Raw genomic sequence first — 17,102 nt, forward strand, 5'->3', positions numbered from 1 at the left:
CCTTAGGGTGTGCCTCAAACAGGAGTAGCATTACGCCAAATAGGGATATATTTTTTATTTTGGCAAAAAAATGAAAAATTACCGCCCTTAATTATCGTTTATGGAAAAAATGAATATTATTTTAGCAGTCCCTATACTGATGCTGTTTAAATTCGTGCTATAGCTATGTTGCTGTGCAAACACCGGTTTTATGTAGTATTACCGTTAGGAGTGCCGGGAAGGTATGCCGGCAATTTATATTGTAACCCAAACATTTTTAAATATTAACCTTTAATCCAAACCTATGAGTTCATCAAACGCACAAACCAAATGGGGCCAATTTATCCCGCTGGTCACTGTATTCTTTTTCTGGGGCTTTGTCGCTGCCAGCAACGACATCCTTATCCCTGTTTTTAAAAAGGCGTTCAGCCTGGAAGACTGGCAAAGCCAGCTTGTTTCTTTTGCTTTTTACATTGCTTATACGGTAGGCTCAATTATTTACATAGGTATCTCGGCTGCCACCAAAAAAGATATCGTAGAACGCCTTGGATATAAAAATTCGCTTGCCCTGGGGCTTGGTATTTCAGCAATGGGTACGCTTTTATTTTACCCGGCTGCAGAGATGGCTTCATTTCCGTTAATGCTCTCGGGATTGTTTATTGTAGCCCTTGGCTTTTCGTTACAACAAACGGTAGCTAACCCATTAGCGATCGCACTTGGGCCTATACAAACAGGTTCACAGCGCCTTACACTTGCTGGCGGCATCAATAATTTTGGTACAACCATCGGGCCGCTTATTGTAAGCTTTGCCATTTTTGGCTCCGCTACGGGAGCATCTACAGACGTAGACCTTAACAGCGTAAAAGCGCCTTACCTTATACTTGGGGCCGCTTTTCTTCTTGTGGCACTACTGCTAAAATTTTCATCGCTGCCTAACCACCCGGAACTGGAGGAAGAAGTAGTGACTGACGTTGTTGCCGGTAAAGCTAAAACATCTGCGCTGCAATACCCACAGCTTGTTATGGGCATGGTGGCCATATTCCTGTATGTGGGTGTAGAGGTTTCTACCGCCAGTAACCTGCCTGCCTATCTTGAAAACGGCCTTGGCTTTGCAACCAGCGAGGTAGCTCCATATATATCATTATACTGGGCCAGCCTTATGATAGGCCGCTGGGGTGGTGCAGTTGAAGCATTTACCAACGATAAATCGGCACAAACCATACTTAAAATAGTTGCTCCGTACCTTGCTTTTGGCGTTTTCCTGGGTGCTAACTACATTATGGGCCATGACCTTGCACCATTCTATATCTATGCGGCTATTATTGTGGTTCTTATTGGTGCCGACTTTGCTAGTAAAGGTAACCCTGCTACGATGCTGGGCTTATTTTCATTACTGGGCATAACAGCGCTTTTAATAGGTATGTTTACCGAAGGCATTGTAAGCGTTTATGCCTTTACCAGTGTTGGCTTGTTTTGTAGTACGCTCTGGCCGTGCATCTTTACACTGGCTGTTAGCGGGCTTGGCAAAAAAACCACCCAAGGCAGTACCTTCCTTATCATGATGATTATGGGCGGCGGTATTATAAGCCTTTTACAGGGCTGGGTTGCCGGTATTATAGGCATACACAGCAGCTACATAGTAGGTGTTGTATGTTTTGCTTACCTTGCATTCTATGCTTTTACCGTTAAGGGTATCCTTAGCAGGCAGGGCATTAGCTTTGACCGTGTAAGTGCTGGCGGGCACTAACCTGCATTAAAAATAAATTTATAGAAAACCGGTTGCGGCAGCAGCCGGTTTTTTTGTTTTTAATAACATATACAAGTTTTTAAAAGCTGTAACTTTGCCCTTACAAATTAAATTAAACTAATATGAAAAAGAGATTGATGATTGCAGCCGGTGTGGCATTGCTAACGTTAGCGGCGTGTAAGGATAAAGCTGCGGAAGATAATAGTACCCACGAGGCCATTGCTACAGAAGTTGACAACACCACTACTGCCGCCACAGATACTACGGCGCCCGTACAGCCGGAGGATGTAGTTACACAAAATGAAACCATAACTATAAAAGGTGAAGTAACAGCTATAGCCAATGGCAAAGATGGCTATACCGCAACCATTAAAGATATGGATGGCAAACTATATGATGTGGTAATCAGTATTCCGAACATGAAAGACCCTAAAAACTTCAGAAGGGTAAATACGGGCGATAAAATAAAAGTAACCGGCGAACACTATATGGTAGGCGATAGACATACCATAAAAGCCGAAACATTTTAATAAAAACAGGGTAAAAAAAATGCTCCCCTTTCGGGGAGCATCAACTCACAAAAAACGTAGCCTCCTAATATACCTTAAACTGGTATACCGGCGAAGCTGTCTGGTTTCCGGCAGTATCTACCGTAACTACTTTCCAATAGTAAGTACCTCCGGATGTTACCGGTACAGCGGATAATTGCTGTACGGTAACCGTATTCAATATCGTTGCGGGGTTTGCGTTCCCATCCATATAAACATTGTATTCCGCAATATCATTATCAATATCGCTGCCTGCCCAATGCAATGTAATGGTGGGTCCGTTTACAGTGCTGCTCATTACCGGGCTTACTGCCTCGGCGGGGAAAGGCGCATGGGTAGTAACAGGGCTGCCGGCGTTATAAAATTTCCAGGTTTCACTGTTTACATTACCGCTTGATTTTTTGGCACTTACATACCATGAGTAAGGCGTACCTTTTTTAAGGGTTATATCAAGCGAGGTGGCCGTGCCCGCGGGGTACTGCACAAATGCTCCCTGTGCCGCAAGATCCTTAACATACACGAAGTACTTTTCGGTACCGTCTGCCGCTGCCCAGGTAAAGGTAATGCTGCTTTCAGTAGCCGAAACAGTTGTTCCTGTAAGGCACTCAGTATTGTTAGCGGGTGCTGAGAGCACGGCGGCGTTTGTATTATCGGTGCCGCCGCCATCGTTTTTATCGTCTTTACTACAACCCAGCGCTATTGAGGCCGCGGCAAGTATAAAAATTATCTTTTTCATTGTTTTACAAGTTTTGAGTTAGCGGTATAACCTCCGGAAACTACGCGTATCATATATACACCCTGCGAAAGGTTAGAAAGGTCGGCAGTAAGCTCACCATTCTGCGGCTCGTATATGCGGCTGTACACGCTTTCGCCAAGAGTATTAAATACCTGTACCGAAACACTATTTTCCGCCGAATTAGGGGCTGCTATATATACCATATTACCGTTTAGCGGGTTAGGGTAAATAATTGCTGTTGCGTCAAGCAATATAGCTTTCCTGTAAATACCCTGGCATTCTTTATCCGTTGTTACGGTAATATTATTTTCGCCGGGGTTAAGGTTAAGAGTTATTGTATTTTGGTAAGTAACAAAACTTTCGCCGTTAAGATCTATTGTATACTTTTCGCCGCCGTACAGGTCGAGCTCTACCTTACGTTCTGTAGCTGCTACCCGCGATAGCACAGCAAGATCTGTCGGTTCATCAATAAATACATCAAAACATTGCCTGTAGGCCGGAGCTTCGGCAAGTGTAATACACAACTGGTAGTTACCGCTTTGCAGGTTGCTGAATGTTGTATTTACCGTAAAAGGTGCACTCTGGTTATAATTGGTACCGGTAAGGGTAGCCGTATAATTGTGGTTTGCCACAGCTGTTACCGCTATACTACCGTTATTGCTGCTCCTGCACGTTTCAGACGTCACAGCTACAGCAAAGTTATTTTGTGGCAGGGTATAAAGTACGCAGCCGTTAAAATCTACAACACTGCCGTCAGGGGTATTAGGGCAAAGGTCGGCGGTGTCCGGTATGCCGTCAAAATCCGCATCTGCGTCCATATAGGTAAAGCGTATCCAGTTCAGGTTAAATTCCGGAGCCATAATAAGGGCACGCAGGTAATACCTGCCCGCCGGAAGCTGTGCCTGCGAAAGTTTAGTCTGCCATGTTTGCCACCCTCCCGTACCGCCAAAAGTTACTGTTTCTATATCCAGGGTTTCGGCATTTATAAGCTGTAGTTTTAGCTGGCCTTGTGTGTTATTTCCACATGCGTAGCGGTATTCTATTTTATAGTTACCGGTTTGCTGTATGTTTACCAGGTAGTCAAGGTAATCACCGGTACTTGTATAGCCTATGTTCTGACCGCCGCCGGTATCGGTAGTGGCCTCCAGTTCAAGGCCATTGTTGGCATAAAAATCTTCTGCCTGTACGGTTCCGGGTATTTGCTTAACGTTTCCCACGCGGTTGGTAACCGGCTTATCGGTAAAAGGATCGTGTGCCGTGCCATCATTGGCAATAATATTTGTACCCGCGTAAGTAAGGGTTACCACATCGCCATTGCTTACAGGCGTGGCTGTTGTAAACGTAAAACTATTATCGGCATTTTGTGTAAACCCTGAAATTCCTACCACATTTCCATTAATTTTAAAGCTGAGGCCGCTTGCGTTAAAATCAATACCAGTGGCAAGGCTTTTGTTAAATGATACCGTAATTTTATCGCCCAGTGCATTTGTACCGGCATCGATAACTTTAAAAACCGCAGCTGTGGATGCTGTAGGGTTTTTAAGTTCGAAGTAATTAAGGTTAAAGCCTGATGCGTCGATATATAATTTTACCTTATTATCTCCGGCCTTCAGCAGCACATCAGTAAGGGATGCGGTACCCCAGGTATCCCAACCACCCGTGTTAGGCAGGGTAATGGTTTCTGATATCCTGCCTGCAGCATCTTCAAAGTGAATTTTACCGCTTCCCGCATAGCGTATGTCTATATCATAAGCGGTAACATCGGGCGCGGTAAGGGTATACACAAGCCATTCGGCAGGGGCAGTATACCCCACCTGGAAACCGTTTGTGGGCGAATCAGTACTTGCCTGTATATCTACACCGTCGTTACGCATTGCCCAGCCCTGGTTCCATGCGGTATACGTGCCGCCACCGCTATGGTAGGTTGCCACATCGTTATCTTTGTAAGCAAAGCCGTTAGTGCCCAGGTCATATTCGGTAGCATATACTTTGCCCGGTATAGGATGGGGCTTGTATTTTTTAGTGTCATCGGTTTGTACCTGCCGGAACATGGCATCAATAACATCCCGTTTTATGGTAGTATTTTGTAATTTGTAATTTTCGGCAAGCTGCATAAGTGTAGCAGTAGCGGCCTCTACAGATGGTGCCGCACCAGTGCCGCCCCAGTAATCAAGCAGCGCCTGGTAACCGGCAGGTTTTGTAACATCGGCAGGGCCGGCTATGCTTTCTACTTTTTTCATGGGCCACCATGCCCAGCCTATATTAAGGCTTTCTACAAGTTTTATGGCATCGCGGAACCAAACATTACTGTTTTCCCCGCTTTCCCCCAGCCATAACGGTACATTATGCTGGTTGCGGAGGTTAAGCAGACCCTGTATCGCCCCCTGGTCGTTACCGTTCCAGTATTTGTGGAAACTCATAGTCATATTATCGTCCCATAGTGGGAATATGCCATTGTAGTTATTACCCCAGCAGTTGCCTTCTATAATCACCATGTGGTTAGTGTCAACCTCACGGATGCTTTGTGTTATAGCAACCATAAGGTTACGCAGCGGCGTATTAGAGTTTTCGTCGCAGCCGTTTTGGTTGGTTCCTGTAAAGGCCCAGTTGGGCTCGTTTATAAGGTCATAAGCGCCTATCCACGGGCTGTCTTTATATCTGTCGGCAAGCCTACGCCACAGGGCTATCATTTTTGTTTTATTTGCTTCGCTTTCCCATAATGAAGGTTTAGAGGGGTCGTAGTCAGATATGTTTGCATCTTTTCCCTGGCCGCCCGGTGCAGCGTGCATGTCCAGTATCAGGTACATTTGGTTATCGGCACACCATTGCAGCAACGCGTCGGTACGTTCAAAGCCCTCGTCAAGCCAGGTTTGCTGGCCTGCTACAGGCTCCTGCTCTATAGGCAGCGTATATAGGTTGTAGTGCATGGGCAGCCTTACAGAATTAAAGCCCCATGCCTTAAGTGAGTCGATATCCCTTTTTGTAATACCGTTATCGCGGTATTTTTGATAGAACGTTTCGGTATTTGCCGCCCCTATAAGGTCGGTTATTTTTTGCCTTATTTCATGCTGGCTCCCGGCAAACGATGCAGTTTGCAGCATATAGCCCTCCTGCACCATCCAGCCGCCCAGGCCTAATCCCCTAAGTAATATAGGGTTGCCGTTGCCATCTACTATTTGTTGCCCCTGCTGGTGTAAAAATCCCTGGCTAAAAGCAGGAATTGACAGCAGTACCAGCAAAGCGCATAGTATTTTTTTCATAATTATTTTTTTTTACGTTATTATGTATTAATATACCAGCGTTTGTATTCCATGCGCGGGTATAGAGAGATTTACTTTATCTGTACCTATTATAAGGTTGTAAGCAACTGCTTTGTCGCTTGAGTTCATTACTACAGTAGCCATTTTGCCATCTTTGTTGATGAATGAAGCACTTTGCAGCATGCTGCGGCTTACCGCCGAGCTTACACGTTTCGCTTCAGGCTGTATGAATTTAGAAAAATGGCCTATATAGTAATATGATGGCGTATAAATGAGCTGTCCGGTTTTAGTGTCAGCATGCACGGGTGCAAAGCAAAAGTTGCCTACATGGTTAGGGCCACCATTTTCATCCAGTAAAATGTTCCAGTCAGTCCATCCTGTAGTGCCGTTGTTAAAGTCGTTTATCATCTGTTCGCCGTAGCGCTCGCCGTTTGGCCAAAACTGGTATTTTGCAGCGTTAAAGTTTTCTACACAGCCTTCGGTAAACAACAGGTTTTTATCCGGGTAAGCCTCATGTACCTTGCGGGTATTGTCAAACATTGGTTTACCTCCTGCCCATGTTTCGTACCAATGGAAGCCCGTACCCCATGCGTACTTAGAAGCCTCCGGGTCGCTAAATATTACGTTTGCCCTTTGGTTCATAAGGTCACGGTTGTGGTCCCATACCACTATTTTTTTATCAGGAAATGCCTTAGCCATGGTAGGCCCCAGATAGCTTTTAAGAAAATCACGCTCATCTTCGGCAGTATAAATACAGGATTCCCAGGTTTGTGTGGCCATGGGTTCATTCTGTACGGTCGTACCCCAGATTGGGATTCCCTCTTTTTCGTACGCCTGAATGAACTTAACATAATAATCGGCCCAAAGCTGGCGGAATTCCGGCAACAGTTTACCCCCCTTAAGCATGTTTTTACTGTCTTTCATATATGCCGGGGGGCTCCACGGGCTTACATATACGGTAACGTGGTTACCCGCAGTTTTTAAGGCATCCTTTATCATAGGGATGCGGTATTTTTTATCGTGGCTTATATCAAATGACTTAAGGGTTTTATCGCCCTCTTTAACATAGGTATAGCTGCCACTGCTAAAATCGCAGCTGTGTATGTTTGTACGGATGATAGAGTATCCAATGCCTTTATCGGTATCATAGTAAGCGTTTATAAGCTCTTTTTGCTTATCAGCAGGCAGTTTTGCCAATACCTCTGCACTTGCGTCGGTAATGGCGCCGCCAATGCCCATAATAGACTGGAAAGTAATATCCGGGCTTATAAAAACAGATACCTCGGTTTCAAGCGGCTGCTTGCTGTCGCCAAAGGCTGCCGTGCCTGATTTTGTAAGCCTGAATTCAGTGTTTTCGGCCGTGGTATATACCGTAACATTTTTTCCTGCGGCCTTATAACTTTTTGTTTGCCCGTTTTGCGCCAGTATGATACCTGACATCAAAAGCAGGGAGGCCATAAATGTATTCTTTTTCATTTTTAAATTTTTACCGGTGTTTTCAACACCCGCATTGATGATTTAAATTTTAAAAAAATAGCCTGCATCATTTACGAATACAGGCTATTTATAACTAACCCAAATATTATTATCCTACTTTACGTAAAGACACATCAGAAACAGTGATATTGTTGACACCATTGTTAGCGCCCGTGCCTGTTTTGATTACAAAATAATAGGTTCCCGCCGAAGGGATGCTAACATTTTGGCCTGAACCCACACAACCTACCTGGCTAAGCATTCCGTTAAAAGCGGCAGTAGCGCAGCCCGCCCATGTGTTAAGGCCAAGTATAGCCTCAGGGTCACCGCCGTAATCGGTGCCGTTTACCGGCTGTACCGGTTTTATAAACAACTGGAACCACATAAGGTCTGAAGCTCCGGGGCTTTCTACGTGCATATCTACAATATAGTTGCCTTCCTCTAATTCTACTGCCTGGTAAATGCCCTGGCCAGACCATCCATCCACCACACCTCCATTTGCTGTAGCGCTGTTGCTGCCAATGGTCCAGGTTACGGTCTGTGTACCCGAAGTGTTAAAGGTTGCCCAGTCGGCAGCACTTTCAAAATTAGGGCTCTGGATAAGGTTAGGGCCGATAAGTGATGTAGTAATGGTAACTACCTGTTGTGATACTGTATTTATACCTGCTACATACCCTACCGCCCTGTGTATAATGGTATAGGTACCAGGTGTAGGGAATGTAAAGTTCATTGTAGCTGCACCTCTGGCTTCGGTTTCAGTATCGGTAGTGTTTGGTGTAAGCACCTTCCATGTATGGTACTGTATATCCGCATCCTGTGCGGCGGTAGCAGCATAATGGTTGCCGTCTGTAGTAGTTGCCGTAAAACTCGCATCCGGATCGCCCTGTGTCATGGCATTACCGCTCTTAACCTCGTCTGGCGAGCAGCCTGTAGCCGCGATAGCAGCTATAATTCCTAACGAATAAATTTTTAATGTATGTAATTTCATAATTATTATAGATATGCAGGATCCTGTTCGATTAATGTATTAGATAGTTCAAGAAGCGGTATAGGGAAAAACTCATGTTTACCTGCTACAAATCCACGCGGCGCAAGTACAGTAGCAGCTCTTCCGGTACGTACAAGATCCCTGAAGCGGTGGCCTTCGCCCGCAAGTTCCCTCCTGCGCTCATCGGCAACAGCCTGCGGTGTTACAGGTACAGAGGCAAGGCCTACACGTGCGCGAACGGCATCAAGCAATGCCTGGGCGCGCGGGCCTGTACTGTTGAGCGCCTCGGCTTCAAGCAGGTACGTATCGGCAAGGCGTATAACATACGAATTTTGCCTGTAGTTAAGTTCGGGTGCCCCTGCTTCAGCAGAAAGGTCAGCGTTTTTTGGCATGAATTTTTTAAGGAAATACCCCGTATCCTTGTAACCCGGAGTGTAACTGGCCTGGCCTCCTGCAACTAACGCCTGCAAATCTGCGACGGTTGAGTCAAAACGTGGGTCGTCCTGCATAAAGGTATATAAGTCTACCGTAACAGGGTTAAAGCTCCATCCCGATTTATAGTCCGGGCCTCCGTTTGCGGGTGCATAGCCGCGCGGGCCCATCATTATGTTTAATATATTTCCTTCGGTGTTAAAGCCTAACTGTCCGTCACCCCACAGGGCATGGCTTTTTTGGGTGTGTGTGGCTTCCAGTATTGACTCGCTATTGAATTTATTGTCAGTTATCCAAAGATCGGCAAAGTTTGACAGCAGGTGGTAGCCGTACTGGCTTGTACCGCCCGGTGTGCCGTTTACTTCGGCAAATACCGTGGCAGCTTCAGTGTTTTTGTGCTGCTCCAGATATACTTTGCCTAATATGGCTTTTACAGCCCCTTTACTAAGGCGCCCGCCTTCAGTAGTGTTATTAAGTGTATTTGGCAGGTTCGGGTCATTGGCGGCTTCTGTAAGGTCGAGCTCTATTTGTGCCCAAACCGCTTCACGGGTGGCCTGTTCCACACTTAAAAACTGTTCTGGAGAAAGAGGCTCTGTAATGAGCGGGATGCTTTTAAACATCAGTATCAGCTGAAAGTAATAGTAGCCCCTTAGCGCTTTTGTTTCTGACCTAAACCTTGATTTTAGCGCCTCATCCATCGGTACCGCCTCTAAATGCGATAAAAGAGTATTGGCCCTGAAGATACCCTGGTAGTAATCGCCCCAAAAGCTCCTTGGTATAGTGGCCTCGTTAATGCTGTAATTTGAGAACGACTGGATGCCCGCGCCGTCTCCGGCGTTACCGCCACCGGCATAAAAATCATCTGACCCTGCGTTAAACATGGCCACCATGTTTTCAAATCCGCCGGAGTGCTTGCCCATAATGTCATATACCGATACTACACCGGCATACGCCTGTGAAGCATCCTTGTAGTAATTTGCTTCCGTTACCTGGCCCGTGGGGGTTTGCTCAATAAAATCATTGCTACAGGATACAGACAGCAACAGTGTAGCTATACCTGTACTAAATAACTTAACATTTCTTGTTTTCATTTTTCTAACACTTTTTAATTAAAACTGTAAATTACATCCTAACATGAAGGACCTTGCCTGCGGATAGTATCCACGGTCAATTCCCATAACATCTCCTCCAATTTCAGGATCGTAGCCAGTATATTTAGTAAACGTCAATAAATTTTCGGCTGTTGCGTAAATCCTTATTTTGGCAATATTCACTTTTTTAAGTAAGTCATTTGGTAACGAATAGCCCAACTGCACTACTTTTAGCCTGAAGTAGTCGCCATCCTGCAGGTAAAAGTTAGAGGGCTTAGTAAAGTTACCATTACGGTCATCTGTAGTTAGCCTTGGGTAAGTATTACTTGTGCCCTCGCCATTCCACCTGTTAAGCGCGCTGGTCTGCCAGTTTGCGGTAGGTATATCAAGCCTGCGTAAGCCCTGGAATATAGTATTACCGCCTACTCCCTGTCCGAAAAGTGTAAGGTCTACGCCTTTATATTCAAAGTTTAATGTAAGGCCATAGGTAAAGTCGGGCATTGGCTGGCCCAGGTATTTCCGGTCTTTTTCGGTAATAGTACCATCACCGTCAAGGTCGGCCCACTTAAAGTCGCCCGGTTTTGCATCCGGCTGTATCGCTGTGCCGTCAGCGCTTTTATAACCATCTATTTCCGCCTGGTTCTGGAAGATGCCCTGGTTTACGAATCCGTAGAAACCATTATAGGTGCTCCCTACTTCACTACGCGTGATAGGGTAGTTGTATGATTGTACTGTAGGCCCATCCAAATGGTCGCGGCCGGGGCCTACATCGGTAATCGTATTTTTCAGTGTACTAAAGTTACCGTTTGCAGTAAAGTGCAGGTCGCCAAAGTTTTTACGGTATGCAGCCTCTATCTCAAAACCTGTATTTTTCATAGCAGCGACATTACCGCGCGGGCTTCCTGATGTACCAACATACGCAGGGATGGGCACATCTCCTAAGATACCATCTGTAGCTTTTCTGTAATATTCAAGGCTTAGGGTTAAATCTGTAAGGACTGTAGCGTCTATACCTATATTAGTCATGGTGGTTTCTTCCCACCTCAGGTTAGGGTTTGATGCTCGTGTAAGTGTATTTCCTATAACTACATTTCCATCCGTACCTATAGTGTAGTTATATCCACCGCCAATAAGTGCAAGGTATCCGAATTGCTGGATATTGTCGTTACCCGTTACACCGTAGCCGCCACGCAGCTTCAGCTGGTTTACTACATTATTCTCTTTCCAGAATGCTTCTTTAGAAATGTTCCATCCGGCAGAAAATGAAGGGAACGTACCGTATTTATAGTTGGCTCCAAATTTTGATGAACCGTCGCGGCGTACAATACCCGTAAGCAGGTAACGCTCTTTATAGTCATACGTAAACCTTGCAAAGTAAGAAGACAGGGTATTCTTAACATTGGTATAGGCATAGCTGGTAATATCCGCGGCAATGGTAGGCCAGTTAAATGATGCCTCGCCATGCGTATTAACCGGCTGGTTCTGGTAGGTTGTACCCTGGCCCTTACCGATATTATCTACATAAGCTGCCTGGCCCACAAGCAATGTAAAGTTGTGGCCCGCAACAAGCTTATTGTATGAAATGGTGTTTTCAATATTCCAGAGGAAAGTTTGGTTAGCCGACCTGAACAGGCTGTTCTTCTGGGTATTGTTATTGGCGTTAAGGTAAGATATAGGCGTAAAACTTTCGTTGCCATAATAGGCCTGCTTACCGGTTACCTGTGATTTTAACTTTAAACCTTCTAAAGGTGTAATTTCAGCATATACGCTTCCTAAAAAGTTATCAGCCCAGTCATAGTTACCTAAACGTGTTTGGGTATAGGCAAGCGGATTGGTTATTTCCTGCTGTACCTCGTTAGAAATACCATAATAATTTCCGTTTGCATCTCTTACAGCATAGGCATTATTTTGGTAAACTGACGCGTTAGGCTGTGTTGTAGGGTCAGTTACAATAGCCGGTGTAGTAGGGTCAAGATTAATTGCCGAGGCTAAAGGGCCACCAAATTCACCATTTGTATTACCAAGCCCAATATTTTTTTCCCTCGAGAAGGTAACTTTTTCACCTACTGTAAGCCATTTAGTTATTTTATGGTCTGAATTTAGCCTTATTGTTTTACGGTTGTACTGCGATATATCAGATGTAACAATACCCTCCTGGTCTAACAGCCCAAAAGAAAGGAAAAAGTTTGACGTATCATTACCGCCGCTCAGGCTAAGCTCGTGCTGGGAGCGTTGTGCATTTTTATTAAATATCTGGCTTTGCCAGTCAGTACCTTTGCCTAAAGCAGTATTTGGAAAGGGAAGCCTAAATTCTCCAGAGGTATATCCGTTGGCATACTGCTCATTTCTTAGGGTGGCATATTGTGTGGCATCAAGCAGGTCGAGCTTTCGAGATGCCTGAGAGCTACCGGCAAATCCGTTATAATTAACCATCATTTTGCCTTTTTTACCTTTTTTGGTATTGATAAGGATAACGCCATTTGCAGCGCGTGTACCGTAAATGGCTGCAGAGGCGGCATCTTTTAGCACCTCAATAGACTCAATGTCAGACTGGTTTAGTACACTTACGTTATCCGTTTGCACACCGTCTATAATAAATAGCGGGTTGCTGTTGCCAAAAGAGGTAAGCCCCCTTACACGAACTGTAGATGATGAACCCGGCTGCCCTGCATTTGCGAAAATGGTAACACCCGATACGCGCCCCTGAAGTGACTGCTCTACCCTGGTTAGCGGCAGATTTTCTAATTGTGCAGCCTTAACGCTTGATATAGCGCCTGTTACTACACTTTTCTTTTGGGTACCATAGCCCACCACTACCACTTCTTCAAGTGTTTGTACAGATGGCGCTAACGATACATTAATAGTTGTACGGCTGTTTATAGCCTCTTCAATAGTGGCATAGCCTACAAAACTAATTACCAGTGTGGCATTTGGCCCTGCCATAATCTGGTACTTGCCGTCAATGTCTGTTGACGTGCTGTTCTGGGTGCCCTTTACTAAAACAGAAGCCCCGGGAACTGGCAGCCCGGTTTCATCTGTTACCTGCCCTGAAACGGCAGTGTCCTGCGCCCACATGTTGAGCGCGAAGAGCAGACAAATTACATGTAAAAATCGTAATTTTAAAAATTTCATACTCGTTAAAATTTGGGTTGATTATTTATTAATAATAAGCAATACTACGCCTTTTATTTAGGTATTCTCAAACATATACCTTTACAAAAACACATCAAATTAAATTTTAATACTATATTAAAACCCATCATTTAAATTTTAATAAATTGATTTACAATATATTAAATACTTATTTTACTATTTAAATTTTATTAACACATGCTAAAAACCCTTACAAATAGGTAAATTTTAATTACAACGTTATAGTTGATTATATATCAAATCGTTACGCTTGCACGATATGCACAAAAAACGAGATTTACATAATTAATAATTGTGTAATTTTTGGGCTTTGTTAAGGTAAATCGATGGCATTTTGCAACGTATTATAGTCATTTCACTACAACGATTTACCTTACTAAGAGAAATTGGTTAATTTTATATCGGTTATAAGTAAATAAAATTTGAAAACATTAAGAAATTGCCTGCAGCTATGCTCCCTATTAATTATGCTTGCTCCCAACTTTGTGTGGACGCAGGTCAAAAACATAGGACTACCTAAAATCATAAATTACAAAAAGTCTGACTACCAGGGCGGCTCCCAAAACTGGGATATTGCCCAGGACAGCCATGGTAATATGTATTTTGCAAATACGGCCGGGCTTTTGCAGTTCAATGGCACATCGTGGAATAAGTATACTATACCAAATGTTACGGTGAGATGCCTGAAAATTCATAAGGACGGCCGTATATACGTAGGCGGCTACGATGAATTTGGCTACTTTGAAGCTAATAGTAAAGGGAAGCTTGTGTACCATTCGGTTTCAAAGCTGGCAACCCCAAATTCTAAAAGAATAATAGATTTTGTATGGAAAGTGCATATTGTTAATGATGAAGTTTTCTTCCAGACGTTTTTCCGTACCTATCTATATAAGAATAACAGGCTTACTATAATAGAACCGCCAAACAAGTTCCAGTTTTCATTTTTAGCAGATGGTAAGCTGTATTTTCAGGATATTACCGCCGGGCTGCTGGAATACAGGCAGGGACATCTAATCCCTTTACCGGGTACTAAAGTTTTTAATGGCACCGAGGTATGGGGCATACTGCCTTTTACCGAAGGTAAACTGCTTATAATAACCATGGACAAAGGGCTTTACCTTTATGATTTTGCTACCGCAGTACCGTGGGAGTGCGAAGCTAACGATATCATCCGGAAAAACAATTCACTGGGGGGGCGCATCCTCAATGACCGTTTTATGGTGCTTAACTCTGTTCAGGACGGTATTATTATTTGCGATATGAATGGCAGGGTGGTGCAGCATATAAATAATGAAAAAGGGCTGCTAAACAATACGGCGCTTAGCTCGTTTATAGATAATACCGGTAACCTTTGGCTCGGGCTTGATAACGGTATTGGTTACATTAACATTAATTCGCCTTTTACGTACCTGGGCGGCAGCTTTGGCCTTAGTTCTGTTTATTCGTGCGGCTTATACAATGACAATTTATATGTAGCTACAAACCAGGGGGTTTACAGCCATCCCTGGCAAAACCCGTTTAAAGAAAAATCTTTTAAGTTTATAGAGGGTACTACCGGGCAGGCATGGGGGCTTGAGGTTTTTGGGGGCGAACTGTTTTGCCTGCACAACAGGGGCCTTCTTTTAATAAATGGTATGAAGGCCGGACGGTGGCTTGATAATAAAAAAGGATATCTGGGCCTTAAAGCTTTACCAGGACATCATAATTACCTTATTGCCAGCAACTATCAGGGCTTTGCCATTATAGAAAAGACAGCCTCGGGCTGGGAATTTCGAAACCAGATTGAGGGATTTGACGTTAGTGACAGTAAGTTTGTAACGGATGGTAAAAACGTATGGCTGCGCAAAAACATGATAATGTATAAGCTAAAGCTAAGCGATGACCTGAGGCGGTTTACTGTTACGGCTACTTATGATGCGTTGTCTGCTAACGTAAAGAAAATAACCAGCGTGCAGCACCTAAACGGGAAAATATACCTACAGGGAAATAACAGGTTTTTTACCTACAACAGTGCCAGCGACCGATTTACCGAAGACAAGGCCATGACGGCGGTGTTTAAAAGTGTACCGCTTATACGCTATTGCTTTGAAGATAATAAGGGTAACATCTGTTATTTTTATGGTGACTCTGCCATGGGCATGTTAATGAAACAGGCAGGCGGCAACTATAAAAACGTTCAATCTCCTTTTGCAGCATTGTCAGGCAACCTGGTATATTTCTTTGAATCGGTTAACGCCATAGATAATAACAATATTTTTATAGGGCTTACCGAAGGCCTGGTGCATTACAATCCTGACCTTCATTATGGCAGTTCCTTAAAGCCAAAAGCTTTTATCAAGAGCTTTTCCTTTGCGGAGGACACATTGTATACCGGCAACAGGAACGATTTTAAAGATATTAGTATTCCGTTCAAAGATAATAATGTTAAGTTTAATTTCTCATCGCCCACTTATGATAATCCTGAAAACCTTAAGTTCTCTTACCGGCTTGAGGGCTTTGACAACAAATGGAGCAACTGGACTAACGTTCCTGTAAAAGAGTATACTAACCTGCACGAGGGAAGCTACAAAATGCAGGTAAAAGTACTAAACAGCAGCGGGGCAGAGAGCAGCGCAGCTAATGTGTCATTTATTGTAAATCCACCCATTTACAGGCATCCGCTGGCCTACCTGTTTTACGTGCTGATAGTGGTTTTGGGCGTTTATATAGTAAGGAGGCGCCTGCGCCAGAAGATACGTCAAAACCGATATTACGAAACTCTGGAACAACGCAGGCTTTATCTGGAGCGTGAAACCAAAATAAGGCAGGAGCAATATGAACTGGAAAAAGAGATAGAACGCCTTAAAAACGAACAGCTTAAAGTTAAGATACTTACCAAGGATAAGGAACTGGTAAGCAACTCCCTACAGGTGGTAAAGAAAAACAAAATGCTAAACGGCATCATCAGCAAGCTTAAAGATATCAACCCTGAATCGCTAGACGAATCGTCGCGGCAGCAGTTTAGCAAGCTGAACAAAACCATTAGCAAAGAGCTTAATACTGATAAGAGCTGGAACAACCTGGAGAAGCACATACGCAACGTGCATTTTGAGTTCCTTAAAAGGCTAAAGGATAAATACCCTGCCATAACACCGCGTGAAATGGACCTTGCCACCTACCTGCTTATGAATATGAGCACTAAAGAAATAGCTGAGATAATGAATATTAGTGATGGTGGCGTGGAACTGGCCCGCTACAGGCTGCGTAAAAAACTGAACCTGGAACGTAAAGAAAACCTGACCGGGTTTTTAATGACAATATAAAGCCTAAAAGTTTTAAACCATAAAAGGCTGTACCATGAATCATGATACAGCCTTTTGTTTTGGGAATCTTTAATTAATTATAGCAGCCGTTAGAACACGATGCGTTTAGAGACCACACCTTTGTCGGTGGTGATTTCTACGATAAGTACCTGCTGCTGTACGTTTAGGTTGCCTGTAACCGTTTCGGTAGCGTTTATGCCCTCCCGGGTGTACAGTTGCCTTCCACGCACGTCAAATACTTTTACGCCGCCCATAAGGGCTGTGCCGGTGTTGATGCTTATAGCCTCACCCTGCTTAAACACAACTACACTGTTTGCATCAAGTATTGGCGTGGTGCCAAGGGCCGATGCCTGGTAGTGTACCTCAAAGCGGCCTTCAAAGTTGCCTGCT

General features: G+C 44.1%; 10 protein-coding genes. 3 read left to right on the forward strand and 7 right to left on the reverse strand.

The window, feature by feature from the left end; all coding sequences use genetic code 11:
* Positions 1-283 precede the first annotated feature (283 nt).
* Together ACLI09_RS06690 and ACLI09_RS06695 are read left to right on the forward strand one after the other, a co-directional pair.
* Entirely contained in the window at positions 284-1,726 is a 1,443-nt protein-coding gene (locus ACLI09_RS06690) for an MFS transporter (protein WP_411418822.1), read from the forward strand.
* A 122-nt stretch (positions 1,727-1,848) separates the two neighbouring features.
* The gene (locus ACLI09_RS06695) at positions 1,849-2,256 is read left to right on the forward strand and encodes an OB-fold nucleic acid binding domain-containing protein (protein WP_411418823.1); all 408 of its coding nucleotides are present in this window, start codon (positions 1,849-1,851) and stop codon (positions 2,254-2,256) included.
* Between the two features lie 64 nt (positions 2,257-2,320).
* Here ACLI09_RS06695 and ACLI09_RS06700 read toward each other — a convergent pair whose 3' ends face one another.
* The 6 genes from ACLI09_RS06700 to ACLI09_RS06725 form a co-directional block, all read right to left on the reverse strand.
* Positions 2,321-3,010 (reverse strand): hypothetical protein, encoded by a 690-nt coding sequence (locus ACLI09_RS06700; protein ID WP_411418824.1) that lies wholly within the window; start codon positions 3,008-3,010, stop codon positions 2,321-2,323.
* Positions 3,007-6,270 carry a carbohydrate-binding protein gene (locus ACLI09_RS06705; RefSeq protein WP_411418825.1) on the reverse strand — a complete coding sequence of 1,088 codons (3,264 nt, stop codon included), beginning with the start codon at positions 6,268-6,270 and terminating at the stop codon, positions 3,007-3,009. The genes ACLI09_RS06700 and ACLI09_RS06705 overlap by 4 nt, the downstream gene beginning before the upstream one ends.
* 27 nt (positions 6,271-6,297) lie before the next feature.
* Positions 6,298-7,746 carry a glycoside hydrolase family 30 protein gene (locus tag ACLI09_RS06710; protein WP_411418826.1) on the reverse strand — a complete coding sequence of 483 codons (1,449 nt, stop codon included), beginning with the start codon at positions 7,744-7,746 and terminating at the stop codon, positions 6,298-6,300.
* A 109-nt stretch (positions 7,747-7,855) separates the two neighbouring features.
* Entirely contained in the window at positions 7,856-8,734 is an 879-nt protein-coding gene (locus ACLI09_RS06715) for a hypothetical protein (RefSeq protein ID WP_411418827.1), read from the reverse strand.
* A gap of 5 nt (positions 8,735-8,739) precedes the next feature.
* Complete coding sequence (locus tag ACLI09_RS06720) at positions 8,740-10,257, reverse strand: RagB/SusD family nutrient uptake outer membrane protein (protein ID WP_411418828.1); 1,518 nt, start codon at positions 10,255-10,257, stop codon at positions 8,740-8,742.
* A gap of 18 nt (positions 10,258-10,275) precedes the next feature.
* Positions 10,276-13,389: a SusC/RagA family TonB-linked outer membrane protein gene (locus tag ACLI09_RS06725; RefSeq protein WP_411418829.1), complete on the reverse strand. Its 3,114-nt coding sequence runs from the start codon at positions 13,387-13,389 to the stop codon at positions 10,276-10,278.
* Between the two features lie 488 nt (positions 13,390-13,877).
* On the opposite strand from ACLI09_RS06725, the gene ACLI09_RS06730 reads away from it, so the two are divergent.
* Positions 13,878-16,712 carry a triple tyrosine motif-containing protein gene (locus tag ACLI09_RS06730; protein WP_411418830.1) on the forward strand — a complete coding sequence of 945 codons (2,835 nt, stop codon included), beginning with the start codon at positions 13,878-13,880 and terminating at the stop codon, positions 16,710-16,712.
* An 89-nt stretch (positions 16,713-16,801) separates the two neighbouring features.
* Here the strand turns inward: ACLI09_RS06730 and ACLI09_RS06735 are convergent.
* Positions 16,802-17,102: T9SS sorting signal type C domain-containing protein (locus tag ACLI09_RS06735; RefSeq protein WP_411418831.1), on the reverse strand; the 301-nt coding region annotated here is incomplete at its 5' end.

Origin of the sequence: Flavobacterium sp. RHBU_24 (genome assembly GCF_046613695.1) — a bacterium.
In the GTDB taxonomy this organism is placed as follows: domain Bacteria; phylum Bacteroidota; class Bacteroidia; order Flavobacteriales; family Flavobacteriaceae; genus Flavobacterium.